A 26,187-nucleotide genomic window follows, 5' to 3' on the forward strand; every position below is an offset into this window, starting at 1 on the left:
CTGATCGTGAGCGAACTGAGCGCGAACGCCATCCTCCACACCGCAAGCGGCCTGGAATCCGGCCGCTTCCACCTGGCCCTCGCCGTCTCCCCACAGTTCATCGCCCTGTCCGTGACGGACGGCGGAGGAACCGCCACGGCCCCCAAAGTCGAGCACCACGACCAGGAGGCCGAGCACGGCAGGGGCCTGGGCATGGTCACCGCACTCGCCCACCGGGTCGTCATCCACGGCAGCAAGAGCGGCTACACCGTCACCGCGGAACTGTTCACCGGCACCCGACCGGGAGACCACCTGTGCTGAACAGCGAAGCCCGCCAGGGCTACTGGTGCGAATGCTGGACAGAAGACCTCACCAACGAGGACGAGTTGACGTTCCAAGGATCGTTCGACGCCTACTCGGCACCCCAGGCAGACCGATGGGTTGCCGTCGCACTCCGCACCATCTCACCAGCCTTCGACCCGGAGGCATCCCAACAGGCATGGCACTGGCTGTACGACGCCCGCATAGACACCCGACGCGCCCTCCTACGGCACGAACCCTGCACGGTATCGGTCACCAACGCCACCACCCGCATCACATGGACGATCCACCCCGTGATCTTCCTGCCCCTCGCACACCGCCAAGGTGGCGAACTCCCCGCTTGTGCATACCAATTCAAACCCCAGCCGCCCCAGCAGACCGACTGAGTTACAACTTTCTCTACTGGTTCAAGGCGGCTCGCTCCGCTCCCCGCGCGCGGCCCGGCCCCCGGCCGGGCCTGCGCTCCTGTCTCCGCCCCGCTCCAGCCCGGCCGGTGTCCGTGCCGCGCACTGAGCAGTCCGCCGCCTGAGGCCAGAGAAGGGGTACGTCGCGGCTGGGGCGGTCGGTTCCACGGCTTTAGAGGTCGTTCTCTTTCCGAACCTCGTGTGCGGATTTCGCTGGTCCGACATGGGATTGCAGCTGTCACGGAAGCCTCGGCTCGTTGCTGATCGAGTTGCCGTGGGGGTGTCGGATGCCGTCGATGCGCGCGGTTCTGGAAGGGCGGCGGAAGGCCGCGGTGGCGCGGGTTGAGGAGTTGGAGGCCGAGCTGGAACGGGTGCGGGCGGACTTGGCGGACGCTGAAGAAGTCCTCAGGCGAAGGGCGATCGGTCTGGAGCAGTATCTGGAGGCGCTGGCCGAGGAGGGAGCACCGACCGTGGTGGTCGGCGAGGTGTCGCGGAGGAAACCGGTGGGACCGCGACGCGCGGTGCCGCATCGGGAGAACGCGGCCGGGGTCGAGGACCTGTCCGTGGACTACCAGGCGTTGATGGCCGCCGCCCTGGAGGCGGGAGAAGACGGGCTGGGTGCCCGGCGGGCAGCGGTGGTGCTGGGCTGGGACAGTGCGTCCGTCTCCCGGGTCGAGGGCGCAAGGGCTCGTCTGAAGCGGCTGGTGGAGCGGGGCTGGCTGGTGGAGGAAAAGCCGGGCAGGTTCATGCCGCCCGCGCCGGAACGAGTTCCTGGTGCTGGTGCTGAGCGGCCAGGCGGCGGCTCATGAGTGCGGTCATCGACCACAGGATGACGGTTTCGCTGGTGTCGGTGCGCCGTTCGTAGTCACGGACCAGGCGCCGGCTGCGCAGGAACCAGGCGAAGGATCTTTCCACCACCCAACGGCGGGGCAGGACCTCAAAGCCACTGACGTCATCGCTGCGGCGGACGACATCGAGAACGAGTCTGAGGTGCTGGGCAGCCCAGTCCTGGAGATGGCCGCGGTAGCCGCCGTCGGCCCAGATCCGCGCAAGCCGCCGCAAGCGCTTCTTTGCTGCGGGCAGCAGGATGCGGGCGGCGTCCCGGTCGGTCGTGGACGCCGGCGTGACCAGCACGGCCAAAAGGAGTCCGAGCGTGTCGGTGAGCAGGTGCCGTTTGCGTCCGTTGATCTTCTTCCCGGCATCGAAGCCCCGTGAAGCGAGGGTGACGGTGGAGTCTGCCTTCACCGACTGGGAGTCCACCACGCCCGCGCTCGGCTCCTCCTCGCGGCCCTCAGCGTCACGGACGGCTCCGCGCAGCCGGTCGTGCAGCTCGGCCGCCAGCCCGGTATCCCGCCAGCGTGCGAAGAAGGCATACACGCGAGGCCAGGGCGGAACGTCCGCAGGCATCGCCCGCCACTTGATGCCGTTGTCGACGAGGTAGCGCACCGCGTCGATCATCTGGCGGTGACAATACCCCTCCGGACGGCCGCCCCGGCCCGCCATCCACCCCGGCACCGGCAGCAGATCCCGCACCAGGGCCCACTCCGTATCGCTCATGTCGGAGCCGTACCGTGGCCGCCGGCCCGGCCGGTCAGCCGCGTTCCCGAACCGGTGAGCGAGACAGTCACACCCAGGGGTGGCCGGACTGGACCCGTCGGCCACCACCACGCAACACTTCAACACCAGGGCCTCTTGCAATTCGCTGGATTCGACAACCGCGAGCTACCAAGAGGCCCTTCCTTCATGCCTCAACACCGCTCAACTCACCCGATCCAGCACTCTGTTCGAACCACACCGACCACACGAGCGGATAGAGAACAGGCAGTTACGGAGCCACTTTGGCGCGAGCCTCGAAGATCATGGCCCCAACGTCGTGCTTTACCGGGCAGGTCCACAGACTGCCCGACGCGCCGGAAGCTTACGGGGCCATGATCACTCGCGCCAAAGCAGCGCCACCCCAAAGCCGCTCCACCGACCTCGGCACCTACTCCTGAGAGTCCAACTCCTCTGCCACGAAGGCACGCGTGAGACCCGCGACCACAGCGCCAATGATGATCTTGATCAGCGGCATGACCCTCTTCATGTTCCTACTCTCCACATCACTTGTTCGATTGGGCCGCCTTGACCCTGCACCAGCCTTTCGCCCTCCCCATGCGGAGGGCCGCAAGTGGAAGAGTATTGACCTAAGTTGACCCTATTAGACGTGGAGGATTCCCCTCCTGGTTTGCCATACTTGACCCCACTAGACACCGATGACTCATCCAGGGGCGAGCATGATTCGACTTCCCAACGAGAAAGATTTACCTGCCGGTGCACATCGAGATCTATTGATTAAACTTCACGAACTCTACAGGCGAGCAGGATTCCCAGGAATAAAATCCATCAGCAACGCATCAATCCATCTCGGCGACAACTGCGATGTGATTTCACATCAGGGGGCTTCTAACATCCTGTCCGGTAAATCAATTCCAAGATGGCGCAAGATGGAAGCCCTAGTACTCGTACTAGCGTCGTTGGATGTAACCAGACCCGAACCTCGAAAAGTGGCTCAGAAATTTCACTCTCTGTGGATTCTCCTGGCAGACTCTTCCCTGGCAAGTCATGACGAATTTACAGACCACAGCGATATCATCACGAGCGAAAATACGGCGCCCCTTGAGATGACATCGCCAGCCGCCACGCGAGTACTAGCATCCAGGATTAGCCGAGCTACTTCAACCAGACTCAAAATAGATCTTCGACGGGAGGTCGACGGAAAGTGTCCCATCCGCTACTGCCAGAGTACAACTATTGAGTTGGCGCACATCACACCTTCCAAGAAGGGAGGAGGAAACGACTTTGGCAATCTTATCTACCTATGCCCAAACCACCACAGGGAGTTTGACACAGGAGACTTTCCAGAGCGTGAAATTCGCCTAACCAAAGCGCGCCTTGCATGGACTCTCAAGAGATATACTCGCGCCGAGTATATCTTGCTTTGGGTATTTTCAGAAAACACAAGTACCCATTTTCTTTATGCAAGCAGCGCGCGAGATTCCTTGCGTTCTCTCGAATCGGATGGCTACATCAAAATGATGGACGCCGGGTCCGAAGATTCAGAGGAGTCAATGGATACCTGGTGCCTGACAGAGATCGGTTCCCGCCTTGTAAACGTGTGGCGAGATTCCGGCGCTGCCCCTATGCACATTAAGTAAGGGTACGCAATCCACTTGGCACGAATCAAAGTCTGAGGAAGTTCTACTCTGTCCAACGTAAGCAGATAATGAATGACATTATCCCACGGCATCTGAACTGATCAGAGCCGTGGGCTTCCTGTGTTCCGCTGATTGCTGGATTCGGCTACTGATCGCAGTTTTCAACGCTTGACTCACTGAATAAGGATCGGCTGACCTCACTCCTCGCTTCATACACGTTCCCACTTATCTGGGGAACCTGTATGAAGCGGCAAAGGTCTTCATTCTCCAAAAGTCTCAAGGTGCCATCATCTCAGGGCCCACCGCTACGCTTCCGCCGGCGCGGCCTACTCTGTCAGATGCCCGCTAACAACGCGGCTAGAGCCCAGTGATGGATGCACCCTGGCGCACGTTCGCCTGATCGGCCGAAGCACCCACCGTTGTAGCCGACTGTCGTCGGCTGAGTTGCAGACGCCCCAGTCCGGATTCATGACCCGGCGAGCAGCCTATAGGCAGACCCATGAAGTCGCTATACCAAAGTCCAGAAGCGCTAACTGTCAATCAGCGCGCCACTTTCCGAACAAACCTCAAGCGGTCGGACCGTGCTGCCAACCGCGCTTCTCAGCCTTATCACGCAATGCGCTTGCGCGCCTCTTCTGTTGCTTTACGGCCGGTACAGCCTTGAAGTCGACAAATGCGTGCCCTGGAGGACGTTCCACACCATCGTCGACTTGGGAATCGTCTACCGCATTAAGGCCCACATCTTGCACCTCGGCAACGTCCACGCAATAGACGCCTATAGACTTCAGCCCCATTATCTCGGTGTGGTGCTGATGGCTAGCCTCGGCAGTGACCACTGAAGCTCTCGTCACGGAGAGTTCACCCGAGTCCTTAGGCGTGGGACTGAACAGTTGACTGGTGACCCGTCCTTCATGGATCCAGATAGGATGAACTTGGCGCCAGAGCTTCTCTTCCATATCTGTTATCTCGAACTCACCAGGACGAAGGTTCGAGCCATCAGTCGGCATATTCGATGATCCCCCCGATCACGAACTCTGCAATCTCGCTCAGCTGTCGCCAGTGGAAGGTCCGATCATTCTCCCGGTCATCTTCCTTGGAGAATGCGAAAGCCTCTACTTTCTCATCCGGCGTAATACTCAGCGTTACTTCACCCGTCGAATAAGGCCACTCTAGTTGTACGCCGCCCTCTTCTGTCGGGTAGATAAAGGGGCGCTGGACTTGCTCGTCCAGGAATTCAAGCAGCAGCGACTCAACTTCACGAAGAACCTTGCGGCTTACCTGTTTCCCCACTCCATCTAGCCAGCCAGCTTCGAGATCGTGAAGTTCAGCAAGGCGTTCCGACCACTCAGGAGGAAGAACCGGCTCAATGGACAGGACGTCTTGAATCTCGATGATCTCTTCATTCATCGACTGAATAGCCACAGCATTAATGGCGACAGTCGGAGCCATCGTAGAACGATCTAGATATTGCTTTAGATCCGCAACAATATCGTCCGAAGAGAAGCGTCCTGGAACCACCTTGTCACCCCGGGTGAGGCGAAATTCGAAGATACCCTTATCCGCACTAACCCCAACGACCTGGCCCGAGACTAGGGTTTCGATTTCGAATCTTTCAAGGCGTGCCTGTTCCTGGATTTGGCGGCGGACAGGTTGCGAATAAATGACAGCGCTGGAAGTTCCGCTGTCGAACTCGATGAGCTCATCATCCCGCAGACTTCTTCCGAAACGCGAAAACTCTCGCAACGCATGTGGCGGAAATGTTCGCGGAATACCCGACCCATCCTGGATCGATCGAAGGGCATCTTGAATGACCATCCGAGCCTCTTCGAAGATTCCAGCATCGCGATCATCGAAAAGTGCATCAGCATCAACTGCGGTCCTCTCCAGGACCGGAATTACGCTCCCTCTGCGGATATCGGAGAGGCGAAGCGAGAAGGAGGAGGCGAAGCCTCTGGGAACACGCTGGCGCGATGCATGACGCTTCTTATAGAGCCCCCGAGCCACGTCCACCACCAAGCGTTCATACCTGGCGAACTCAGCCAGGACCTCAACAGGCAAGCCTGGTTGCTCATAGCGCCCACCTTGCAGGCGCCATGATCCAAAAGCGCGGCTGTCCGTCCCCATACCCTCACCCTACCGAGACAGCGCCAGAACCCCCTGCTATCGCCCTCCAGCGCAGATCAATTTTGCTCTGTCGCCTCACCAGAAGCAATCGAACATCATCGCTAGAGTGGCATGCTTCTTCGATCCGTTCGCCCCCTCGCTCATGGTGTGGCTCACTCTTAAGTCTCCGAGGGCACGGTTTCCGTCTCGCGGAAGGATTGGCTGATGACATCAGCGCCGCTTCCCGAGTCCGGAGAATGCCTGCGGGGAACCACGGTGACTAGCCAGCCCCAAGACCGTGGAGCAGTCATCCGCGCAGGTCAGCCTGGGAAGCAGCCCCAGATGATCGCGATTTCCCGGCTGAGATCTCATCAAGTCACCAAGGTCGGTCACCTCCACGACGAGGCCGCCCGCTGCCGTCATGGACGATGACTGCAAGCATTACTTCAACGGGACGAGATGGCTCGCGATCTTCACCGGTTCCGAAACGATGATCGGGCGAACCGTGCCCGGCAGTGGGTGGCGAGCGTGCTGGAAGGACGAAGGCCCAGACAGCACACCACTGACCGAGCTGGTACTCGCATGACTCGTAACCGCCGAAGGCGAGCCACCCCCATCACCGTCGACACCCATGGACACGTGGACGACGCGGAGGACGCCGATCGCCTCATCCCGCCTGGGGAAGGTTCGAGCCTCCCCCCAACCGCACGTCCGTCTCAGTTTCCGTCTCATTCAGCGCCGTTCACGTTCGTTCAGGCGAGATCGACGGCGGTAGCCGCTCCCACGACCGGACGGCCATGAACGCAGGTGAACGGCCCCGTCCGAGGCCCCTGGCACCGCCACCACAGTTGGAAAGCGTGTGGAGAGGGCAGCCGTGGCGGCGCCCAACCCGCTTGACATGGTTGAGCCGTCGTAAGGTGATCCACACACCGTGATCCTGTGGGGGGAGATGTTGTGTCGTACATGGCCGTGACGCTTGCTGGCGCTGATTCGCCGGGTGAGCACCTCCAACTGGCGGTCTTCACGGCCGCGTCTGCGGTCTTCTTCATATGGGTGGGGCGGAGGCAGCGCCGTACCGGGCGCAGTCTGCTCGCCCCGAACGAGACGATGAGAACTGCCGATCGGCTGGTCTCACCGCCGCTACCAAGCCGCGGCCACCGAACCGCCGGGTGCGTGTGGATCGGTGTGGGCGGCATCTTTGTGTTGCCGGCAGTGTTCAACCTCGTGGCGGCGCTCCAAGGACTCATCTAGGTCTGTGGGCGGCTCTTCCTATGACGTTGTGACAAAGCCGCACCACAACCGCACCAGATCGAGCGGGGAGCAGCCGAGAATCACAGAGAAAGCAGCCGAGCCCGAAGAGGCCATGAAGCGACCATACAACCAGGTCAGCGCGCAAGCAGGCTCCGGATAGACGCAGCTTTCCAAGCTGAGGGCTCCGGAGCCGTGGTCACGGACCAGCGGTCGCGGCTTGCTCTGGTCGACGGCATTGGCAGCGCGGCTGAGGCCGGTGGGGGTACAGCGAGGCACACGCGCGCCTGATCGGTCGGCGCTCCCGCCATCGTGGCTGGCTGTCGTCGGCTGAGGTCCAGACGGGCCGCATCGAAGGTGCCCGCCGTCAGCCGAGCGCGGCCCTGCATCCGATAAGGCTGGGCCGTCCCTGGGCCGTCCGAGGCCGCTCACCAGTGGCCAATGACGACCAACGACGACCACCAGCCGCACGCCCCCACCACCCCTGACCAGCAAAAACCCAGCTCACCAAGATCCCCCGCAAGACCCAGGGGAAGAAGAAGTAGGCGGACGCCCGCCTGAAAGCCTCCGGCCCCAGCCCCCGTTCCGCCATTACTCGGTAGGGCGGGGGCTTTGGTGTGTGGGGAGGGCGGGCTGGGCGTCGGGGTGTGGGTTTGGGGCGTTTACGCTCGTCGGCATGGCTCCGCGTCCCATCGGTACCGTCACCCGAGGTACCACCCATCCCAATCGGCTTCGTCGTATGGATCGCTGGATCGCCGCCACGCATGGGGTGGAGCTTCGTCGGGCCGTTGCCCCGGTCGCTGTGGATCTCGGGTATGGGGCCGCTCCCTGGACGGCGGTCGAGTTGTTGCGGCGGTTGCGTGCGGTAGCGCCCCGTACGGAGGTCGTCGGGGTCGAGATCGATCCGGCGCGGGTCGCGGCGGCGAAGGCGTACGAGTGTGAGGGGCTGGGCTTTCGGCACGGGGGTTTCGAGGTGCCGGTGCCGGGGCGGCCGACGCTGATCCGGGCGGCGAACGTGCTGCGGCAGTATGACGAGGACGAGGTCGCGGCGGTGTGGGAGCGGTTGTGCGCCCGGCTGGAGCCGGCGTCGGCCGCCCGCCCTTCTTCCGGCGGGCTGTTGGTGGAGGGGACCTGTGATGAGATCGGGCGGCGGCATGTGTGGGTCGCCCTGGGGGCGGAGGGGCCCCGTACGGTCACCTTCGCCACGCGGCTCGGGTCGCTGGAGCGGCCCTCCGATCTGGCCGAGCGCCTTCCGAAGGCCCTTATCCACCGCAATGTCCCCGGTGAGCCGGTTCACGCGTTCCTCCGTGACTTCGACCGCGCCTGGGCCGCCGCCGCGCCGTACGCCTCGTACGGTGCCCGTCAGCGGTGGATTCGTACGGTCCGCGCGCTGACCGCCGACTGGCCGGTCCAGGACGGGCCGACCCGTTGGCGTCAGGGCGAAGTGACGGTGGCGTGGGAGGCGTTGGCACCGCGGCGGTGAGCCACTCAACTCGGCCTCCACAGGGGGGAGTGGTGACACTCCGCGACTTTTCCGTGACGCACGGGAACAATTGGGCCGCGGCGTTCGTCACACACTCAGGGGCGCTGTCATGCGAGTGGACACGAAGGGAAGCGGAAGGGGGGCCGAGGGGGAACGAAGCGGGGGCGAAGGGGAGGGAGTTCTTGCCCGCCTCTGTCGCGATCAGCGACGACATGACACGATCACCCGGGCGACGGGAAGTTACTGACGGTTAACCAGTTCTGTTCGGTTGGTTTTTTTCTGTTCAGGTGAGTTTGGGGGCAAGGGGCATGGGAGCCGGCAAGCGGAGCCTGACCATGGCGGCCGTGGCCGTGGTCTGCGCGGTGACCGTACTGGGCGCACCGATGACGGCGTACGCGAGCCAGGCCATACCCACCGAGCCGACACCCGCGCCGGCCACGCCCTCACCCACCCCCACCCCGACACCCTCGCCGTCCGGTACCGGTACGGACTCCTCGTCCGCTCCCGTGACGAACGAGGAGTTGGAGAAGGTGCGCACCAAGCTGGAGGGCCTCTACCACGACGCGGCGGTCGCGACGGACGCGTACAACGCGGCGGAGGAGAAGGCCGACAAGCAGTCCGCCGAGATCGTCGATCTGGCCCACGAGATCGTCGAGGGCCAGGAGAAACTGGACGAATTGCAGGACCTGATCGGCGCCGCCGCCCGGGCGCAGTACCGGGGCGCCGCCCTCCCTCCCGAGGTGCAGCTGTGGCTGAGTGAGAACCCCCAGGACTTCCTGGAGGGCGCGGACCGGCTGCGCCAGGGGCAGTTGGCGACCAAGGGTCTGCTCGCCGAGATGAACAGGACGCAGCAGGACCTGAAGCAGTACTCACAGGACGCCAACGCCCGCTGGGAGAAGCTGGAGGCCAACCGCAAGGCCAAGGAGAAGGCCAAGAAGAAGATCGAGAAGCAGATCTCCGCCGCCGAGGAACTGGAATCGGAGCTGGAGGACGACGAGCGGGAGCGGCTGGCCGAGTTGGAGAAGCAGGCCGCGCAGCAGGCGCAGGCCGAGTGGCTCGGCTCCGGCATTCTCGACGAGATCAACGGCAGCGCGTCCGAGTCGGGCAAGAAGGCCGTGAAGTTCGCGACGGACCAAATGGGCAAGCCGTATGAATGGGGCGCCGAGGGTCCCGACACCTACGACTGCTCCGGCCTCACCAGCCAGGCGTGGGCCGCCGCCGGTGTGGTCATACCCCGTACCTCACAGGAGCAGTGGAAGCAGCTGGAGCACATCGACATCAAGGACATGCGCCCCGGGGACCTGATCATCTACAACTCCGACGCCAGCCATGTGGCGATGTACATGGGCGACGGTTCGATCATCCACGCCCCGCGCCCCGGTCGTACGGTGACGCTCGCGGGGGCGGGTTCGATGCCGATCCTTGGGGTCGTACGACCCGACGCGTGACGCTCCGCTGTGGGGTGCCGGTTTTTCTGGGGGCTGCCGCCCCCAGACCCCCGCTGGGGGATGAGGGGGCGGTCTCGGTGCGCTCCTTGTGCGCGGGTTCGTTGTGGTTTGTCGCGCAGTTCCCCGCGCCCCTGTGGATGTGGCCGGCGGCTCGAAAGCCTCCCGGGACTCACCCCGAGTCAGCCCGTGACCCATCGCACGTGACTCTCGCCACCTTTCCCCTGGGGATCAACCCTTCCCGCGTGACATTCGTCATCTCAAGGGAAAGCCCTGCCATGTCCAAGTGCGGTACAGGATGCGGCATATGACTGTGGCCGATTGCTGCCCGGCGGCCCGCCAAGCATTCCGTTGCGGCGGCGCCTGACGCTAAGGTCCCCGCACCGGGCATCCCCTGCTCGCACGACGGCGAGTTCCGGGGAACGGGTCGAGGTCCTCGGCCCGCCGTGCCCTCGGGGGGAGGGAAGGAACCCAAGACGATGCCCGTACCCGTACCGCGGCAGAGACCGGTCCCGGCCGCGGAGAGTGGTCAGGCACACGCCGTGTCCGCGCCCAGCGTCCCAACCGGAGAGGGGGCCGCCATGAACACTTCGGCCACCTCAGCCGCCTCGGCCGCATCAGCCACGTCGGCCGACCCGGCCACGTCGGCGACCTCGGCGACCTCGGCCAAGGCTCCCGCCGACGGCTCCACGTCCTCTACCGGCACGACCGGGACGGCTACGGCTGAGGCCGGCACAGCTGAGGCTGGCACGGCTGAGGCCGGTACGACCGGGACCGGCAGAGCCAGGAGCGGTTCGACCGACATCGGGGCGACCGGCACCGGCACGACCGCCGAAACGCGCACGGCCGAGACCGGCGCGGCCAGCCCGGCCGACGCCCCCACCCCCGCCGGAGAGGCCATGGCGCCCGGGCACCCCCTGCCCGCCGCCCCCACCAACCTCACCGTTCTCCTCATCGAGGACGACCCGGCGGGCGCGCTCAACGTGCCGGAGTTGCTGGATTCCACGGGCAAGCCCATCCGGGTGCGTGCGGCGCGCAATCTCACCGAGGCCCAGCGACTGCTGACCGACGACGTGAACTGCATCCTGCTGGACCTGGCCCTGCCGGGCCCGCCCCACCCCGCCGACCACGGCAACAGCAACAGCAACGGCAACGGCGTCAACAACAGCACCACCGGAGCCGGCAACGGCGACGGCGAACTCTCCGTCGAGTTGTCCGTGCTCAAGCACGTCCTGGAGCTGGCCCCCCGCCACGCCGTCCTCGCCCTCACCGACTCCGGTGACGCGGAGCGCGGCGCGGAGGCGGTACGGGTCGGCGCACAGGACTACCTCTTCCGCGACGAACTGGACGGCCGGCTCCTGAGCCGCGCGATCCGCTACGCGGTGGAGCGTAAGCGGTCCGACACGGCCGAACGCCGCCTCACCGAGTCCCGGATACGCGCCCAGGAGAACGCCCGCCTGGAACGCGGCCTGCTGCCGACCCCGCTGCTGGAGGGCTCGTCACTGCGGTTCGCGGCCCGCTACCGTCCGGGCCGTTCGCGCGCGCTGCTCGGCGGCGACTTCTACGACACGGTCCGCACCCCCGACGGCACGGTCCACGTGATGATCGGCGACGTCTGCGGACACGGCCCCGACGAGGCGGCGCTCGGCGTGGAACTGCGGATCGCCTGGCGGGCGCTGACCTTCGCGGGCCTCACTGGCGACGAACTGCTCTCCACCCTCCAGCGCGTCCTGGAACACGAGCGCGAGAGCGACGAGATCTTCGCGACGCTCTGCACGGTCGACATCGCCCCCGACCGCCGCAGCGCCGGCCTCTGTCTCGCCGGCCACCCGTCCCCGCTGATCGCCCGCCCCGGCCCCGACGGCACCACTCCCGAGGCCGAGATGCTGCCGTACGACAACGGCGGCCCCGCCCTCGGTCTGCTCCCGGAGGCCCGCTGGCCCCGCACCCGGATCGAACTGGGCGCCGCCTGGAGCCTGATGCTCTACACGGACGGCCTGATCGAGGGCCGGATCGGCGAGGGCAGGGAGCGCCTCGGCCAGGACGGCATGCTTGAGGTCGTACGCCGTCAGCTCGCCCGGAACCTGCGCGGCGAGGACCTGCTGCGCGCCACCGTGAACGAGGTCCGCGACCTCAACGGCGGCGAACTCACCGACGACGTGGCCGTCCTCCTCCTGGACAGCGACGCCTGACCGAACAGGAAAGGGGCGCCTCTGAAGGGCGCCCCTTTCCTCAGTCCCGCTCTCTTCCCGGCCGGTCTCAACGACCTCCGTTGTACGGCCCGTACGGACCGTCGCTGCTCGATCCGCGGCGTCCGCCGCCTCCGCCACCGCCCGAGACCTGGCGGACGGCGGGCCGTACATCCACGATGTACACGATGCTCGCGATGACACCGAGGATCGGCAGGAACGACAGGATCGAGAAGAGATAGCTCACGACCAGGGCGAGACCGAGGATGATCAGCCAGAACACCTTGGTCTGCTTGTCCGCCGCGCGGAACGCGTCCTCACGCCGGAACGCGGCGTCGAACAGCCCGAACGCGGCGAGAGCCATCAGGACGATCTTCAGCAGTCCCAAGAAGCCCACGAAGCCCGTCATCAGCATGCCGCCCACCACCACCCGTTCTGTTCGCTCCGGCCGGTATCCGGCCCTCCTACGCGGCCACCGTACCCGTAGAACGGGCCGACCACCCCAAAGGTGCCCGGCCCGTCCACACGTCCACGATCGCCCCGCCCGCCCACCAGGGCATACGCAAGCAACCGTGGCCGTACTTAGTCGACTTACTCGCCCGGCCGTAGCCTGCTCACTTGGCCGGCGGCGTGGTCTTCTTGGCGGGGGTGGTGCGCTTGGCCGGGGCCTTCTTCGCGGCGGTCTTCCTCGCGGGGGCGGGCGCGGCCTTGGCCTCGGCGGGCTTGTCGGCAGGCTTCTCGGCGGACTCGTCCTTGACCTCGACCGGCTCGGCCTTCGGCTCGACGGCGATCGCGAGTTCCTCGATCTCCTCCGCGGCCTCGCCACGCCAGGTCTTCACGGCCTGCTCACCGTGCTCGGCGACCCGCTCGTAGGTCTCGCGGGCCTTCACCGCGTACTCGGCGGCCACGCCGACGCTGCGCAGGGCGAGGTCCTGGGCGGTCTCACCGAGCTTCTTGAAGTCGGTGTCCAGGGTGCCGATGAACTCGGTGACCTTGGTCTGGATGGTCTCCTGCGTCTCCTTGACGCGGGCGGCGGCCTTCTCCTGGGTCTCCTTGACCCGGATGGTCGCCTTCTCCTGAACGGCCTTGGGGTCGGTGTTGCGTACGGCGTCGATCCGCGCCGGCGCCTCGGCCCGCAGCTGCTCGACGAGGCCGGGCACCTTCTTCGCCTGCTGCAGCGCGAGGTCGGCGGTGCCTGCGGCGAAGTAGAGGGGGGTCGGGTCGCTGAAGGTCTTGCGCAGGTCGTCGGTGATGGCCATGGTGATGGTCCTCCCGGTTGTCTTTCGTTCGAGGGTTTTTGGGTCGGCCCACACGTCTGGGCACACAAACTGATGGGGCCTACGGCTGTGCCACATCGCTGCCGTCGGCGGTACGGGTACCGGTCTCGGGGGCATCACGAACGTCGTCCCGTACGCCGGAGTCAATCTCCTCGGCCGCCTTGATGCCCTCGGCCGCATCGGAGTCCGACGAGTCGCCCGCCGCCGCCGTCCCGAATCCGTTCTCCTTGCGGAAGGACTCGTAGATCTGGAGCAGCACCTGCTTCTGCCGCTCGTTGAGCGTGGGGTCGGCGGCTATGACGGTGCGGGTCGTGTCCTCCCGCCGGCGCTCCTCGCCGTCGCGCTCGGCGTCGAGGATGCCGGCGCGGACGTACAAGGTCTCGGCGGAGATCCGCAGCGCCTTGGCGACCTGCTGCAACACCTCCGCGCTCGGCTTGCGCAGCCCGCGCTCGATCTGACTCAGATACGGATTGGACACCCCGGCGGCATCGGCGAGCTGCCTGAGCGACAGCTGCGCGTTCCGCCGCTGTTCACGCAGGTACTCACCGAGATTGCCGACGTTGAGCGATGCCATGCCCCCACCATGCACCACCCCCGCTAACTATTGCAAGCACCCGCTTGCAAAAGTGCGTCACACCACTCCCGACCGCCCGACCGCCCGCCCGTACGTGCGTGCGTGCGGACCAGTCCCAACGACGGCTGGATCACCGCGCCCCGGCGCCGCCTGGACCGTCACGAAGTAGCCGTGTCGTGATCGATGAGGGACATGTCGGATGCCAGGGCGCGGGCGGTGTCGGCGAAGTACTGCTCGTCGGCGCCGGGGGCGAGACCGAGGGGGATGCCCTGGCTTAGGCCGACGAACAGTGCCCTGAGCGCGGTGGTCAGGCGTTGTGCCTGTTGCGACGTCACCGTGCTTCCGTTGTGCGGTCTTCCGGTGAACAGCGCGATCAGATGGTTCTCCTGCGCCCGGACGGACGTGGCGAGCTGGGACCCCAGGTCCGGGTCGTGCAAGGCCATGTCCAGCAGAGTGATCTGGAGCGACAGGCGAGACAGCGCGTCCGGCGCGTCACAGCCGCGCCGGTAGTACCGGGCAAAGGCGTCGACGGCTTCCAGCAGATCGAGTCCAGCGGGAACCGCCTGCTCGACCTCCTCGTAGTACGGCCGCAGACAGTCGGCGACAAGGGCGACCACCAGTCCGTTCTTGCTCCCGAACAGTGAGTAGATGGCGCCGGTGGTCAGCTCGGCGCGTTCGGCGATCTCTTCGAGCCTGGCCCGGTACCCGTCCCGGGACACGACCTGGAACGCGGCGTCCAGCAAGGCCCGGCGGTTACGTTCCTTGGCCTCCGCTCTCGTCATTCTCATAGGTTTTATTATTACCGTAATCTCATTACGGAATCGCTCGGAGTGAGCTGCAAGGAGGACCCTCATGGCCCAGGTCGTGGCATTGCGGTTGACCCGCCAGACGGTGGGGGCCATCGCCGATGGCGCCTTCAAGGTGTTGCTCGCCACCGTCTGCATCGCCGCCGCGGCGCCACTCGGCCGGTTACTCGGCACGCCGGCCTGGCTGATGGTCGTCTCAGGCGTGGCCCTGCTGATCGGCGGCGGCATCGAGATCGGATATGCACGCGGCAGATCGATGCGCACCTACATCCGGCTCATGGTCGCCTACGACAGCGGCTGGGTGCTGACGGCACTTGTCGGCGCCCTGATGGCATGGCGGGGCAGCAACGCCGGGGGCGAGGTTTGGGTCGGGTACCAGACAGCCGCCCCCCTGGTGTTCGCCGCGCTGCTGATCGCCGCCAAGCCGGCCCGGACCGCCTCCGGTTGAGCGAGGCAGTCGGCCGCTGGGCTCGGAAGCCGGCCCAGCGGGCGGTGGCCGGTTCGCAGGGGCTCGACGGCTTCCGTGAGGCGGCCGGCCCCGGCGGCGCACGACCGTCCACACGCAGCGGATGCGGGCGCGGGCGGTCAGTTGAGGATGGCTGTGGCTTCGATTTCCACCAGGTGTTCGGGGATGTGGAGGGCCGCTACGCCGATGAGGGTGGCCGGGGGGTTCGGGGTGGTGCCCAGTTTCCGCGCGGCTCGGGAGATGCCGGCGAGGAGGTGGGGCATCTTGTCCGGGGTCCAGTCGACGACGTGGACGGTCAGTTTCGCCACGTCGTCGAAGGTGGCGCCCGCCTCGGCGAGGGCGATGGCGATGTTGAGGTAGCACTGTTCGACCTGGGCGGCGAGATCGCCCTCGCCGACCGTGTTCCCCTCGGCGTCCCAGGCGACCTGGCCTGCGAGGAGGACCAGCCTCGATCCGGACGCGATCGACATCTGCCGGTAGACGGGGTTCGTCGGGAGTCCGGTGGGGTTCACCAGGGTGATGGCCATGACGGCTGCCTCTCCTGCGCCGCACGGGAGACGGCCACCGCGCGGTCCGCGCCCGATGGCCCCGTGCTCTCACGGAGTTGCGCGGCGAGGTCGAGGGCGTCAGCCACAAGATGCTCACGCAGAACCTGCGCATGCTGGAGCGCAACGGCCTGGTCGATCGGCATGTGCACCCCACGGTGCCGCCGCGCGTCGAGTACACCCTCACGGAGCCGGGCCGGGCCCTGCGCGCGACGGTCGACGCCATGTGCGACTGGACCCACCGCTACCTCGGCCACATCGAGACGGCTCGCGGTCGCTTCGACACCTGAGCGGCGACGTGTCCGCCTTCGGCTGACGTGTGCGCCTTCGGCTGACGTGTGCGCCTTCGGCTGACGAAGGCCGGTGAAGGTGCTCGGCCGGGGCGTTGTCAGATGAAGGTGCTCGGCCGGGGCGTTGTCAGTGGTGGGTGTCAGGATGGGCCCATGGGTGAGAAGTGGGACGACGTACTGGCCGACCCCGTACGGCTGTTGGCCGCCGACCGTGCGGAGGTGCGCAAGCACCTCGACGGGCCGGTGGGTGGCGGCGGCGGTGTGGGGCGGGAGGTGTTTCTGCAGGCCGAGGCGGTATTCGGGGCGGCGGAGGTGTCCGTCGCCGAGTGGGCCTCGTGGCTGCACTTCGCGGCGAGGGCCACCGGGCACGACGAGTACGCCGAGCGGATCGCGGCGGCCGAGCCGGGCATGCCGTGGCGCACGGTGTGGGCGTGGTGGCGCCCGGCCAACTGGTTCCCGATCCACCCGAGTCTCAACGGCGACTACTACCGGATCGACCGCCGTCTGTACGAAGGCCGCGCGCTCATCGAGGTGACCGACGACATGCGCGGCCCGCTCTGGCTCGACGCCGAGACGGGCCGGAGGGTGTCGGTCCGGGACGAGGAGGCCCTGGCCGAAGCACCCTGGTCGCCGGAGGCCCTTGACGCACCCAAGGTGCGCGACTGGAGTCTGACCGCCCCGGAGAGCTGGGAAGGCGCCGTCCCCATCGCCGTGGTGGAGGGCCGGACCCGTCATCTCGTCGAGAACGCGCACGGCCTGGCCCTCCTGGAGACGGACCCGGAGGTGCTGAAGGACTGGCCGCGCGGCGACGGCATCGACCCCTCGTCCGCCGACGACATACCGCCGGGCCCCGAGCCGGACCGCCGACGCCCGACCGGCCCGCTCACCCCGGCCCGTGTCGACGACGCCTTCGGGACACGGCATGTGCTGCGCATACCCGAGGCCGACCTGCCCGAAGGTCTCGAACACCCGGAGAGCAGAAGGCACTTGCGGGACATCGGCGTGCCCGCCTGGTGGGCGTGCCACAGCGGCGAGTACGAGACCCACGCGCCCGAGGCCATGCGCCCACCGGCCGACGGCACCCTGTCCGGGAACGGCGAGTCCGAGGACCTGATCGCCTTCGGCAGTTGCGACTACGGCGATGTGTACCTCCACCGTCTCCACGGCTCCCTGCACATCTGGAGCCGACTGGACGGCCGGACGAACCGTACGTTCGTGCCGCTCGCCCCGAGCCTCGATGTCTTCACCCGCGTCCTGGAAGCCATCCACCGCTACAGCAACGCCTGTTGGCACCCCTACCCGATCGAGGGGGAGCAGGAGGACGTGACCCGGCTGTTCCTGGAGGAGCTGGACGAACTGGCCCCGGGCGTGTTCGACCGGAAGACGGCGAGCGGCGAGATCTGGAGCTGGCTGTACGCGGGGATCACGGAACTGGGCGTGGACGGCTTCTGACCTCCGGCCAGGGCTACGGCATGGCCTGGACCCCCGGAGTTCCAGGGGTCCAGGCCCCAGGGGCTCAAGTTCCCAGGGCTCCAAGGAAATCCCGTCGCCCATGCCCTGCCCCACCCCGTACTGTTGTTCCCATGACTGCCGGGTCGGCCTCGTGCCGTGAGCGGATGGGTTGCCCGGCCTCCGAGTGAGGCCGGGGCGGACGAGAGGTCCGCCTGTCGAAGTGCGGCGCGAGTCAAGCGCCGAAGCGCCATCGGTCGCGCTGCGCACACGTCCACTTCGTCATCACCCTCCGCAGAAAGCAGAGCATGCCCAACCCCTTCAACCAGCGGATCATCGAAGAGTTCCGCGCCCACCACGGCGAGGTCGGCGGCCCGTTCGAGGGCGCCCGCCTGATCCTCCTGACCACCACCGGCGCCCGTACGGGCAAGCCGCACACCACGCCGCTCGGCTACTACGCCGACGGCGACGGCTCGATCCTCGTGATCGCCTCGGCCGGCGGATCACCCCGGCACCCCGACTGGTACCGCAATCTCCTCGCCCACCCCCGGGTCACCGTCGAGAGCGGGGCGTTCACCTACGAGGCCGAGGCCGTCGTACTGGACGACGAGGAACGGGACATCGCCTTCGCACGGGCCGTCGAGTCCGAACCAGGCTGGGCCGAGTACCAGGCGAAGACCGACCGTACGATCCCGGTGGTCGCCCTGCGAGAGATCCCCGTGGCGGGCCCGCCGAACATCAACGCCACCTCCATGGGCGAGGCCATCAAGGTCGTCCACGACGCCTTCCGTCGCGAACTCGCCCTGATCAGGAAGGAGTTGATCGCGAGCAACGGCCGGCCGACGCTCGGCGCGCAGCTCCGCATCAACTGCCTCACCCTCTGCCAGGGCCTGCACAACCACCACACCGGCGAGGACACCGCCCTGTTCCCGTTCCTGGCCGACCGCCACCCGGAACTCTCCGGTCCACTGGCCCGCCTCCGCGAGGAACACGAACACATCGCCACCCTCACCGAGGCCCTCCGCCGGGCCGTGACCACCGGGGGCACGGAGGACACCGAGGGCGCGGACAGCACCGAGGGCGCGCACAACACCCAGGACACCGACGCCGTACGCCCAGAGGCCGTGCTCGTCGAAGTCGAGCGGCTCATCTCCGAGTTGGAGGCCCATCTCACCTACGAGGAGGAGCAGTTGATACCGGCGCTGGAGGCGGGGGCGAGGCCCGCGTGATGTCATGACTCCGCCGCCTTCCCGTAACACCCGTGCCGTGGGCCTCACCAGGGCAGTGCTCGCGCGTGGACCACGTCCAGGTGTGACACCGCGCGCGTGAGGGCGACGTACAGCCGGTGCGGGCCGCGCGTCTCGGCGTCCACGATCGCGGCCGGTTCGACGACCACGACATGGTCGTACTCCAGCCCCTTCGCCACCCCCGCCTCCAACACCGCGACCCGCACCCCGAGTTCATCGGGCCCGCCCGTCGGGACGCCGGCTTCGCCGAGCGCGCCCCGGAGACGTCGTACGACCTCGGCGTCGGCCGCGATGACCCCGATCGACCCCTCACGGGTGAGCGCGTCCCGCACGGCGACGACGACTTCGGCACTGACCGCGACCGCACCCCCGGCACTCACGGCGGCCACACCCTCAGCGCCCCCGCCCCCACCCCCCTCCCCATCGCCATCCCCGCCCCGAGGTTCCCCCACCCTCCTGATCCTCAACTCCCCGTCCCGGCGCAGTGAGCGCGCCTCGGGGACGTCCACGCCCAGCCGCCCCAGGAGTCGGTTGGCGAGGCGCACGATGTCCCGTGGCACCCGGAAGCCCGTGGTCAGCGGTACGACGGCGGCATCGGGTTTCCCGAGGTGGGCGAGGAGCCGGGGCCAGTCGGAGGCGGACCAAGGGGTCGTGCCCTGGGCGAGGTCGCCGAGGACCGTGACCGAGCCGAAGGCGGCCCGGCGGGCGATCGCGCGGCACTCCATCGGAGAGAGGTCCTGGGCCTCGTCGACGACGACATGGCCGTACCCCTCGGGGTGTTCGAGGAGTCCGGCGACCTCGTCGAGGAGTACGAGATCGGCGGCCGACCAGCGCGCCGAGCGCCAGGTGCGCGGCGGCCTCGACCACAGCACGGCCTTCTGCTCCTCCGCGTCCAACAGCCCGTCCGCCGCGCGGGCCAGCACCTCCGGCTCCCCGAGCACCCGCGCCACGACCTCCTCCGGCCGCGCCCTCGGCCATACGGCATCGACGTACGCGCCGACGGGCCGCGACCGGGAGACCCGCCGCACCCAGGCGTTCGAGCGCAGCACCCCGGACCGCCGCTCCGCCCGCTCCCGCACCAGCCGCACGACCCGCGTACGGACCCGCTCCCGCCCGATGTCGTACGTCGGCCCGTCCGCCCGTACCGTCTCGACGATCCGCCGCAGCTCGTCGACGCCCACCCGCCAGCGGTACGAACCGTCCGGTACGACGAGGGGGTCGGGGTGCTCGGCGGTGACGCCTGCGTACAGGGCCCGGCGCAGCACCTCCGCCATCCGGATGTCGTGCTTGACGGTGGCGGCCCGCTCGTCGTCCCGTGCGCGGATCGGCTGCCGGGCGATCTCGTCGACGACGGTCGACTGGCGGACCCCGGTCTCACCGAGCGACGGCAGGACCTCGGCGATATAGGAGAGGAACGTGCGGTTGGGGCCGAGGATCAGCAGACCGCCGCGGCGGATGCGTTGCGGGTGGGTGTAGAGGAGATACGCGGCGCGGTGCAGCCCGACCGCCGTCTTGCCGGTACCGGGGGCGCCCTGCACGCAGACCGAGACCGCGAGATCCGCCCGGACCAGGTCGTCCTGCTCCGGCTGAATGGTGGCGGCGATGTCCCGCATGGGGCCGAGCCGGGGGCGTTCGATCTCGGCGGCGAGGAAACGGCTGGTGGGGGCGGGGAGAGGGCCGCTCGGGGCAGTCGGCGACGCGGTCAGGTATTCGTCCTCCAGGCCGGTGAGGTCGGCCGAGTCGCCCCGGCTGCCGGGGGCCCAGCCGAAGCGCCGGCGGACCGCGACGCCCTGCGGATCGCGGGCGCTCGCCTGGTAGAAGGCCCGGGACACCGGCGCCCGCCAGTCCACGACGAGCGGCGGCGCGGCGGGATGCTCACTGATCCGAAGCCGCCCGATGTGATAGCTCTCCCCGGCGTGATCGGCGCCGACGCCGGCCCCCACCGCTCCGCGGTCGGCCCCCGCCGCGCCACAGTCGGCCCCCGCCGCGCCGCGGTCGGCCGCCACCCGGCCGTCGGCCGCGAACGCCAACCGGCCGAAGAACAGCGGCCCCTCCGGCAGCTCCCGCAACTCCTTGGCATGGCTGCGGAGTTGATACCCGAGCACCTCCGCGTCCGCCCCTGACGCGGAGACGTCCTCGCCGATCACGACCCGCTCCCCCGCCCCGGCGACCATCGCGGCGAAGGCGGCGCGGCAGGCGTCGTGATGGGACCGTTCGCGCAGCAGGGCGTGGCGAAGGCCAGAACCGGAGAAGGACTCGGCGGGCTCGGCGGACTCAGGAGGCGTCATTCCACCGAGCGTACCCAAATAACGTAACCGAGTTAAATAATTTACCCAGACTCAGGCGGTGTCGCCAGAAAGACGAACCGCCCCCTCAAGCCGCCCGAACACCCGCTCAGCAGCCACAACGGCATCCCGCGCCACCTCGTCCACCGGCTCCCCCCGCTCCACCCGCCGCCAGTTCTCCTCGGCCAGCACCCGTCGTACGGCGACGATCTGCCCGGCGGCGACCCGGGCGTCGAGCCCGCCGCCCAGCACCTCGGCGAGGGCGCCCTCGGCGCGTTCGAGGTAGCCGTAGAGCCGGGCGACCAGCGAGGGCGTGCCGTAGAGCATCCGGTGGAAGGCGAGTACGCGCGGATCGTCGGTGAGCCCGGTGACGGGGTCCCGTCGGGCGATGCCGTCCAGGAAGTGCGCGCGTACCGCCCCCACCACGGACTCCCCCTCGGCGCGCGCGGCCACCACCCGCGCCGTCTCGGTCTCGTGGTCGGCGATCCGGTACAGCACGAGATCCTCCTTGGCAGGGAAGTACCGGAAGAGCGTCGGCTTGGAGATCTCGGCCGCCGCGGCGACCTCGGCCACGGACACCGCGTCGAACCCCTTCTCCAGGAACAGCCCGATGGCGACCTCCGACACCGTCTCGAACATCCGCCGCCGCTTGCGCTCCCGCAGCCCCATCTCACTCATGCGGCGAGCCTACGCAGCCGGGCACCGGGCCGGGGTTCAGCCGACGGCGCCCTGAACCTCCTGGCCGGTGAGGCAGCCCCGTCCCGCCGGACCGCCACGCTCCCCGCGACGCAGCACGAGGGCGAGGTGGGGATCGGTGGCCGACTTGCCCTTGAGGCCGAGGGCGGCGGTGGCGGCGGCCAGGGTCATGGCGTAGGAGTCCACGGCCCTGCGTACGTTGGGGGCGTCGAGGCTCGACCCGGTGGCCAGACGGTCGAGGTCGACATAGGCGGACCGGACGAGTTCGATGCGCCGGTAGACCGGCCAGTCCTGCTCCCAGTCCTTGGTGTGGGTGCCGGGGAGACGCTGGGCCCAGCGGCGGAACATCCGGTCGCGGATCTCCGGCCGGGTCGGAGTGAGATGCATGTGCCGGACCAGGTCGTACAGCGGATCGCCCACCATCGCCATCTCCCAGTCGATGACGGTGAGGGCGAAGCGGTCGTCACGGCGTACGAGGTTCCAGGGGTTGAGGTCGCCGTGCAGCAGGGACAGGTTCCGTGGGGTCACCCGGTGTCTGCCCAGGATCTGGCTCAGCCGTTCGGCGCCGGGGAGCCCCAGTTCCCGCGCGAGTTCACGGGACTCCTCGGGCAGGCCCCCGACCAGACGTACCAGCTTCTCGATCAGCCACCCGTGGAAGTCCTGGTCGGCGAGGGGGTCCAGCGCCTTGTAGTCGACCTTGGTCAGCTCGCACAGCTGGTCCACCAGCCCGTCCGCCTCATGCGGCAGCAGACCGTGTACGGGATGGCTGGGCGGCTGGTCGAGATCCGGCGGGCCGACATAGGTGTGGATGGCGAAGGAGTCGTCGAGACGGCTCTTGCCCAGGGCCAGGACCTTGGGGGCGGCCACCTCGGCCGCGGAGTTCTCGATGGCCCGCAGGACGGCGTGTTCGCTGAGGAAGCTGGGCTCGCTGCGGCTGACGGACAGCATCTTGCGGCGTACGACGACGGGGACGTCCACACCGGGCACCCGTACGACCGAGTTCAGGTGTGCCGTGCCCTTGAACACCCGGCCCGCGGGTGCCGTGCCCTCCGCGATCAGCGCCGAGAGCACCGCCTGCGGGGGGAAGTCGGCGCGCTCGGCGAACCTCTTGTCCGGCCGCCAGCCCAGGGCCGGACGGCCCCCCGCCCGCCGCCCCCGCCACGATGTCTGCCAGCGGTGGAGAACCCTCTCGACCTCGGCGACCCCCGCCACCGCACCCAGCCCCAGCGGCTCCGCCGCCGCCCGCAGCGCCCGGTGCACGGCGGCCGTCGCCTCGTCCAGGGTCTTGCGGTCCCGCCCGCTCTCCAGGGAACGCGCGGCACGCATGACATCGGGGAAGACCGACTGGGCGCGTTCGAACGCGACGTAGTGCCGCAGGTCCTTGCCCAGCCCGTTGGTCGCCGCCGGCCTGACCGCCCGCATGGCCTGTGCCCAGGCCTCGATCACCTCGTCCCACTGGTCGTCCGGGTACTTCATCCGCACCAGATGCGTGGCCAGGTCGTGCAGCGGATCGCCGTAGGTCGCCAACTCCCAGTCCACGCACATCAACGGCGGCTCCCCCTGGTGGCCGACGATCACGTTGTCGCGATGGAGGTCCGTGTGGAGCAGGCTGTACGGCCGCCGCGCCATGGCCGGTACGCGTGCGGCCAGGCGGGTCAGCGCGTCCTCGGGGATGCCCAGGGCGGCGAACAGCCCGCCGTAGGCCTTCCAGTTGGGCTGACGGATCTGCCGGTCCGCCAACTGGGCCAGGGTGCGCAGAAAGCCCCGGCTGTCCTTGTCGTCGCGCGGCCAGTGGGAGGGCAGCGGTGGCAGCGCCTCCCTGCGCACCTGGGCCGTCCGGGCGAGCAGACCGGCGAGCCCCTCGACGACCACGCCGTCGACGGGCTTGCCGTCGCCGCACACACCGGAGAGCGGCACTCCTTCCACATGGCTGTGGATGGCGAACCCGGGGCGGGAGACCAGGCACCGCGGAACGTGCGGCAGACCGCGCAGGGCACGCAGCAGCTCGGCCTCGTTCTTCCAGGTTCTGATGACGACCGGCAACGCCTCGGTACGGGGGAGCCGGACGATCACCGACGCACCGGCGACACCTCCGACGACCGCCGCCATGGCCCGCGTCAGCGGCACCACGTAGTTCTGGTGGTGATGCCCCCGGCTCGGCGTACCGCTCCGGGGGGCACGACGTACGAAGTCGTCCACCGGGTCGGCGGAGACACCGGGGAGATGACGGATGACGCGTTCCCTGAGCGGAGGGCGGGGAACAGGAGGTGCGCCCACTGGCCGCTCCTGGGACGTGCGCGAGGGTGGTGAAAATTGAGGCAAACGTTAAACCGTGAGAGGTGTCCTGTCGCGCAGAGCCCAAAACTCATAGGCCGTCTGGAGCTGTCTGGAAGGGTTTGCCAGAATTTTTCTGCCGTCAGGTCTCTTCGGGATCACGGCGGGTTCGCCATCATGCACAAGCGGGCGCCGGAAGCGGTGGCTCCGTTCAACCGTCCGCGCATGCTATCGGGACTCCACCGGCACGGAAAGTCAGTGGCATATTCCTCCGGCACGGCGCCGCCCTACCGCGCTCTGACGATCTCCAGCACCGGCTCCAACGTCCTCACGATGTGCCGGGGCGGTACACCGGCCTCGATCAACTGGTCGCGTTTTCCGTCGCTGCGGGCGTATCCCAGGAACAGGACGCCGGCTCTCTCGGCGGCTTCGAAGTCCGTGGGGGTGTCGCCGATCATCAGGGTGAGGGCGGGGTCGGCGCCCATGGAGCTGAGGGCCTGGCGGAGGATGTACGGGTCGGGCTTCATACGGTCGAGGTTCCGGGTGCGGCCGTATATGTAGGGGAAGCAGTCGGTGAGTTCGCGGGTCGCTATGTAACTCGCGGCCGCCCGGGGCGAGTTGTTGGTCGTGATCGCGAAACGGGCCTGCCCCGCCCAGGTTCTGATGAGGACATCGGCGTACGGCGTCGGCAGTGCCTTCGACGCCGCCGTCAACTCCTGCTGGGTCAGCCACTCCTCCAGCTCGGCGATCAGATCGCTGCTGGGGTGCCGGCCGCCGAGGCCGAGCAGCACGGCGTGGGGGTCCGTCGTGACGCGCTCCCGCTCGGTCAGCAGTCCGCCCAGGCCACGATCCGTGATCAAGTTCACCAGTTTTCTAGCCACTTGATGCGCCGGATGGCCCGCGAACAGACGGCAGATCGGGCCGTCCATGTCCCAGAGTACGTAGCGGACAGGGGTGATCAGTTTCCGCAGGATCTCTGTCTCTGCTGTCACCGGTTCAGTCTGCGCTGCATCAGGAGTCACTAGGAGAGTGTCAGGTCCGTAGTGATCGTTTCCCAGAGGGCGTTGAACCATTGCTGGGACTGATCGACGAAGGCGGCGTCACGGTGACTGGTGTGGCGCTCGAAGGAGAAGAGGAGGGATTTGAGACCGAGGGTGTCGTACATCTCCAGCGTGCCGCTGTCCGTCTGCTCCTCGCGCTTGGTGAGCATGTAGTACGCGATCAGGGCCTCCTCGCCGTTGAGGAGGTACAGCTTCACCGGTGGGGTGAAGGGCAGGGCCCGGAAGGTCACCCGGACATCGATCTGGTGGGAGGCGCGCAGGGCCAGGAGGCTGCGGCGCAGCACGCGGATCTGGGCGTTGCGCTGGTCCAGCCAGCGCCGGTGGACGGGGTCCTCCTCGTCGTCCTCGCCCCGCCCGTCCACCGGCACCGGGAACGCCAGGTTGATGCTGCGGGAGGGCAGCAGGATACGGACGTCGATGGACTCCGGGCGGATCGTTCCCTCATGGATCAGGCGGACCGGTTCGCCGACGGCCAGCATCAGTGTCTCGGCGGTGAGACAGGCCGCGTCCACCCGGACACGCGATGCCGAGAACGCCTCCGCCAGACGGGGGCCGAGGCCCACCATCGTCGGCTGCGGCTCATGGCTTCCGGCGGGTACCGCCTCGGCGACCCTCGGCGGGCTCCCCTTGCTGACATTGCTCAGCAGCCCGTCCTCCTGCAGCACCCGCAGCGCCTGACGCACGGTGCCGCGCTCCACGCCGAACTCCTCCGCGAGTTCGGCCTGGGTGGGCAGGCGTTCACCGGCTCTCAGCTCACCGCTGCGGATGCGGTCCCGCAGGGTGTCGGCGATCTCCTGGGAGGCGGGCTTTCTGCTGCCGTTCACTGCGACGTTCTCCTGGGTCACGACCAA

At 67.6% G+C, this 26,187-nt stretch carries 22 protein-coding genes and 1 pseudogene; 11 read left to right on the forward strand and 12 right to left on the reverse strand.

All coding sequences use genetic code 11. The annotated features are described in order from the left end of the window. The 3 genes from ACWD4G_RS44050 to ACWD4G_RS44060 form a co-directional block, all read left to right on the forward strand. Nucleotides 1-300 (forward strand): ATP-binding protein (locus tag ACWD4G_RS44050; protein WP_451304098.1); only part of this gene is annotated, 300 nt, incomplete at its 5' end. Continuing rightward, nucleotides 294-686 carry a hypothetical protein gene (locus ACWD4G_RS44055; RefSeq protein ID WP_451304100.1) on the forward strand — a complete coding sequence of 131 codons (393 nt, stop codon included), beginning with the start codon at nucleotides 294-296 and terminating at the stop codon, nucleotides 684-686. The genes ACWD4G_RS44050 and ACWD4G_RS44055, both read left to right, overlap by 7 nt. Nucleotides 687-1,000: 314 nt before the next feature. Beyond that, on the forward strand, nucleotides 1,001-1,513 hold the full coding sequence (locus tag ACWD4G_RS44060) for a hypothetical protein (protein ID WP_451304102.1): 513 nt from the start codon (nucleotides 1,001-1,003) through the stop codon (nucleotides 1,511-1,513). Here the strand turns inward: ACWD4G_RS44060 and ACWD4G_RS44065 are convergent. Then, nucleotides 1,449-2,261 carry an IS5 family transposase gene (locus tag ACWD4G_RS44065; RefSeq protein ID WP_451304104.1) on the reverse strand — a complete coding sequence of 271 codons (813 nt, stop codon included), beginning with the start codon at nucleotides 2,259-2,261 and terminating at the stop codon, nucleotides 1,449-1,451. The two genes, ACWD4G_RS44060 and ACWD4G_RS44065, sit on opposite strands and share 65 nt — an antisense overlap. A gap of 1,103 nt (nucleotides 2,262-3,364) precedes the next feature. On the opposite strand from ACWD4G_RS44065, the gene ACWD4G_RS44070 reads away from it, so the two are divergent. Next, nucleotides 3,365-3,898 (forward strand): HNH endonuclease signature motif containing protein, encoded by a 534-nt coding sequence (locus ACWD4G_RS44070; RefSeq protein WP_451304159.1) that lies wholly within the window; start codon nucleotides 3,365-3,367, stop codon nucleotides 3,896-3,898. A 996-nt stretch (nucleotides 3,899-4,894) separates the two neighbouring features. Here the strand turns inward: ACWD4G_RS44070 and ACWD4G_RS44075 are convergent. Beyond that, nucleotides 4,895-6,022: a hypothetical protein gene (locus ACWD4G_RS44075; RefSeq protein WP_451304106.1), complete on the reverse strand. Its 1,128-nt coding sequence runs from the start codon at nucleotides 6,020-6,022 to the stop codon at nucleotides 4,895-4,897. 1,903 nt (nucleotides 6,023-7,925) lie between these two features. Between ACWD4G_RS44075 and ACWD4G_RS44080 the strand changes: the two genes are divergently transcribed. The 3 genes from ACWD4G_RS44080 to ACWD4G_RS44090 all read left to right on the forward strand — a co-directional run bounded on the left by ACWD4G_RS44080 (nucleotide 7,926) and on the right by ACWD4G_RS44090 (nucleotide 12,369). After that, entirely contained in the window at nucleotides 7,926-8,732 is an 807-nt protein-coding gene (locus tag ACWD4G_RS44080) for a class I SAM-dependent methyltransferase (protein WP_451304108.1), read from the forward strand. Nucleotides 8,733-9,040: 308 nt separating this feature from the next. After that, nucleotides 9,041-10,180, forward strand: a complete 1,140-nt coding sequence (locus ACWD4G_RS44085) for an NlpC/P60 family protein (RefSeq protein ID WP_451304110.1) — start codon at nucleotides 9,041-9,043, stop codon at nucleotides 10,178-10,180. A gap of 476 nt (nucleotides 10,181-10,656) precedes the next feature. Beyond that, nucleotides 10,657-12,369, forward strand: a complete 1,713-nt coding sequence (locus tag ACWD4G_RS44090) for a PP2C family protein-serine/threonine phosphatase (RefSeq protein ID WP_451304112.1) — start codon at nucleotides 10,657-10,659, stop codon at nucleotides 12,367-12,369. 67 nt (nucleotides 12,370-12,436) lie between these two features. On the opposite strand, the gene ACWD4G_RS44095 is transcribed toward ACWD4G_RS44090, so the two are convergent. From ACWD4G_RS44095 to ACWD4G_RS44110, 4 genes are all read right to left on the reverse strand, one after another. Further along, nucleotides 12,437-12,781 carry a DUF2516 family protein gene (locus tag ACWD4G_RS44095; RefSeq protein ID WP_451304114.1) on the reverse strand — a complete coding sequence of 115 codons (345 nt, stop codon included), beginning with the start codon at nucleotides 12,779-12,781 and terminating at the stop codon, nucleotides 12,437-12,439. Between the two features lie 199 nt (nucleotides 12,782-12,980). Further along, nucleotides 12,981-13,625 (reverse strand): hypothetical protein, encoded by a 645-nt coding sequence (locus ACWD4G_RS44100; RefSeq protein ID WP_451304116.1) that lies wholly within the window; start codon nucleotides 13,623-13,625, stop codon nucleotides 12,981-12,983. Nucleotides 13,626-13,704: 79 nt separating this feature from the next. Next, a complete protein-coding gene (locus ACWD4G_RS44105) occupies nucleotides 13,705-14,217 on the reverse strand; it encodes a helix-turn-helix domain-containing protein (protein WP_451304118.1) in 513 nt (170 codons plus the stop codon). 158 nt (nucleotides 14,218-14,375) lie between these two features. Beyond that, nucleotides 14,376-14,999: a TetR/AcrR family transcriptional regulator gene (locus ACWD4G_RS44110; RefSeq protein ID WP_451304161.1), complete on the reverse strand. Its 624-nt coding sequence runs from the start codon at nucleotides 14,997-14,999 to the stop codon at nucleotides 14,376-14,378. Nucleotides 15,000-15,069: 70 nt separating this feature from the next. On the opposite strand from ACWD4G_RS44110, the gene ACWD4G_RS44115 reads away from it, so the two are divergent. Further along, complete coding sequence (locus tag ACWD4G_RS44115; RefSeq protein ID WP_451304120.1) at nucleotides 15,070-15,471, forward strand: hypothetical protein; 402 nt, start codon at nucleotides 15,070-15,072, stop codon at nucleotides 15,469-15,471. Nucleotides 15,472-15,608: 137 nt separating this feature from the next. Here the strand turns inward: ACWD4G_RS44115 and ACWD4G_RS44120 are convergent, their stop codons facing one another. After that, on the reverse strand, nucleotides 15,609-16,016 hold the full coding sequence (locus ACWD4G_RS44120) for a RidA family protein (protein ID WP_451304121.1): 408 nt from the start codon (nucleotides 16,014-16,016) through the stop codon (nucleotides 15,609-15,611). A 71-nt stretch (nucleotides 16,017-16,087) separates the two neighbouring features. On the opposite strand from ACWD4G_RS44120, the pseudogene ACWD4G_RS44125 reads away from it, so the two are divergent. From ACWD4G_RS44125 to ACWD4G_RS44135, 3 genes and pseudogenes are all read left to right on the forward strand, one after another. Beyond that, nucleotides 16,088-16,324, forward strand: a pseudogene (locus ACWD4G_RS44125) (winged helix-turn-helix transcriptional regulator); the annotation flags it as partial. Nucleotides 16,325-16,477: 153 nt separating this feature from the next. Then, complete coding sequence (locus ACWD4G_RS44130) at nucleotides 16,478-17,776, forward strand: SUKH-4 family immunity protein (RefSeq protein WP_451304123.1); 1,299 nt, start codon at nucleotides 16,478-16,480, stop codon at nucleotides 17,774-17,776. A gap of 305 nt (nucleotides 17,777-18,081) precedes the next feature. Beyond that, complete coding sequence (locus tag ACWD4G_RS44135) at nucleotides 18,082-19,002, forward strand: nitroreductase/quinone reductase family protein (protein ID WP_451304125.1); 921 nt, start codon at nucleotides 18,082-18,084, stop codon at nucleotides 19,000-19,002. A 44-nt stretch (nucleotides 19,003-19,046) separates the two neighbouring features. Here ACWD4G_RS44135 and ACWD4G_RS44140 read toward each other — a convergent pair whose 3' ends face one another. From ACWD4G_RS44140 to ACWD4G_RS44160, 5 genes are all read right to left on the reverse strand, one after another. Then, nucleotides 19,047-21,308: a HelD family protein gene (locus ACWD4G_RS44140; RefSeq protein ID WP_451304127.1), complete on the reverse strand. Its 2,262-nt coding sequence runs from the start codon at nucleotides 21,306-21,308 to the stop codon at nucleotides 19,047-19,049. Nucleotides 21,309-21,359: 51 nt separating this feature from the next. Beyond that, nucleotides 21,360-21,983 (reverse strand): TetR family transcriptional regulator, encoded by a 624-nt coding sequence (locus ACWD4G_RS44145; RefSeq protein ID WP_451304129.1) that lies wholly within the window; start codon nucleotides 21,981-21,983, stop codon nucleotides 21,360-21,362. A gap of 36 nt (nucleotides 21,984-22,019) precedes the next feature. Continuing rightward, nucleotides 22,020-24,278, reverse strand: coding sequence for an aminoglycoside phosphotransferase family protein (locus tag ACWD4G_RS44150; protein ID WP_451304131.1), 2,259 nt, complete (start codon nucleotides 24,276-24,278; stop codon nucleotides 22,020-22,022). 284 nt (nucleotides 24,279-24,562) lie between these two features. Continuing rightward, nucleotides 24,563-25,267, reverse strand: coding sequence for an HAD family hydrolase (locus ACWD4G_RS44155; RefSeq protein WP_451304133.1), 705 nt, complete (start codon nucleotides 25,265-25,267; stop codon nucleotides 24,563-24,565). Between the two features lie 29 nt (nucleotides 25,268-25,296). Continuing rightward, nucleotides 25,297-26,187, reverse strand: coding sequence for a GntR family transcriptional regulator (locus ACWD4G_RS44160; RefSeq protein WP_451304135.1), 891 nt, complete (start codon nucleotides 26,185-26,187; stop codon nucleotides 25,297-25,299).

Source organism: Streptomyces sp. NPDC002643 (assembly GCF_053592555.1).

Bases quoted from the DNA above. Each gene is read 5' to 3' on its own strand.
- ACWD4G_RS44065 (WP_451304104.1), bottom strand. From the start codon at position 2,261: ATGAGCGATACGGAGTGGGCCCTGGTGCGGGATCTGCTGCCGGTGCCG.
- ACWD4G_RS44100 (WP_451304116.1), bottom strand. From the start codon at position 13,625: ATGGCCATCACCGACGACCTGCGCAAGACCTTCAGCGACCCGACCCCC.
- ACWD4G_RS44115 (WP_451304120.1), top strand. From the start codon at position 15,070: ATGGCCCAGGTCGTGGCATTGCGGTTGACCCGCCAGACGGTGGGGGCC.
- ACWD4G_RS44135 (WP_451304125.1), top strand. From the start codon at position 18,082: ATGCCCAACCCCTTCAACCAGCGGATCATCGAAGAGTTCCGCGCCCAC.
- ACWD4G_RS44080 (WP_451304108.1), top strand. From the start codon at position 7,926: ATGGCTCCGCGTCCCATCGGTACCGTCACCCGAGGTACCACCCATCCC.
- ACWD4G_RS44075 (WP_451304106.1), bottom strand. From the start codon at position 6,022: ATGGGGACGGACAGCCGCGCTTTTGGATCATGGCGCCTGCAAGGTGGG.
- ACWD4G_RS44070 (WP_451304159.1), top strand. From the start codon at position 3,365: ATGACATCGCCAGCCGCCACGCGAGTACTAGCATCCAGGATTAGCCGA.
- ACWD4G_RS44130 (WP_451304123.1), top strand. From the start codon at position 16,478: ATGGGTGAGAAGTGGGACGACGTACTGGCCGACCCCGTACGGCTGTTG.
- ACWD4G_RS44110 (WP_451304161.1), bottom strand. From the start codon at position 14,999: ATGACGAGAGCGGAGGCCAAGGAACGTAACCGCCGGGCCTTGCTGGAC.
- ACWD4G_RS44120 (WP_451304121.1), bottom strand. From the start codon at position 16,016: ATGGCCATCACCCTGGTGAACCCCACCGGACTCCCGACGAACCCCGTC.
- ACWD4G_RS44105 (WP_451304118.1), bottom strand. From the start codon at position 14,217: ATGGCATCGCTCAACGTCGGCAATCTCGGTGAGTACCTGCGTGAACAG.
- ACWD4G_RS44085 (WP_451304110.1), top strand. From the start codon at position 9,041: ATGGGAGCCGGCAAGCGGAGCCTGACCATGGCGGCCGTGGCCGTGGTC.
- ACWD4G_RS44090 (WP_451304112.1), top strand. From the start codon at position 10,657: ATGCCCGTACCCGTACCGCGGCAGAGACCGGTCCCGGCCGCGGAGAGT.
- ACWD4G_RS44140 (WP_451304127.1), bottom strand. From the start codon at position 21,308: ATGACGCCTCCTGAGTCCGCCGAGCCCGCCGAGTCCTTCTCCGGTTCT.
- ACWD4G_RS44060 (WP_451304102.1), top strand. From the start codon at position 1,001: ATGCGCGCGGTTCTGGAAGGGCGGCGGAAGGCCGCGGTGGCGCGGGTT.
- ACWD4G_RS44145 (WP_451304129.1), bottom strand. From the start codon at position 21,983: ATGAGTGAGATGGGGCTGCGGGAGCGCAAGCGGCGGCGGATGTTCGAG.
- ACWD4G_RS44095 (WP_451304114.1), bottom strand. From the start codon at position 12,781: ATGCTGATGACGGGCTTCGTGGGCTTCTTGGGACTGCTGAAGATCGTC.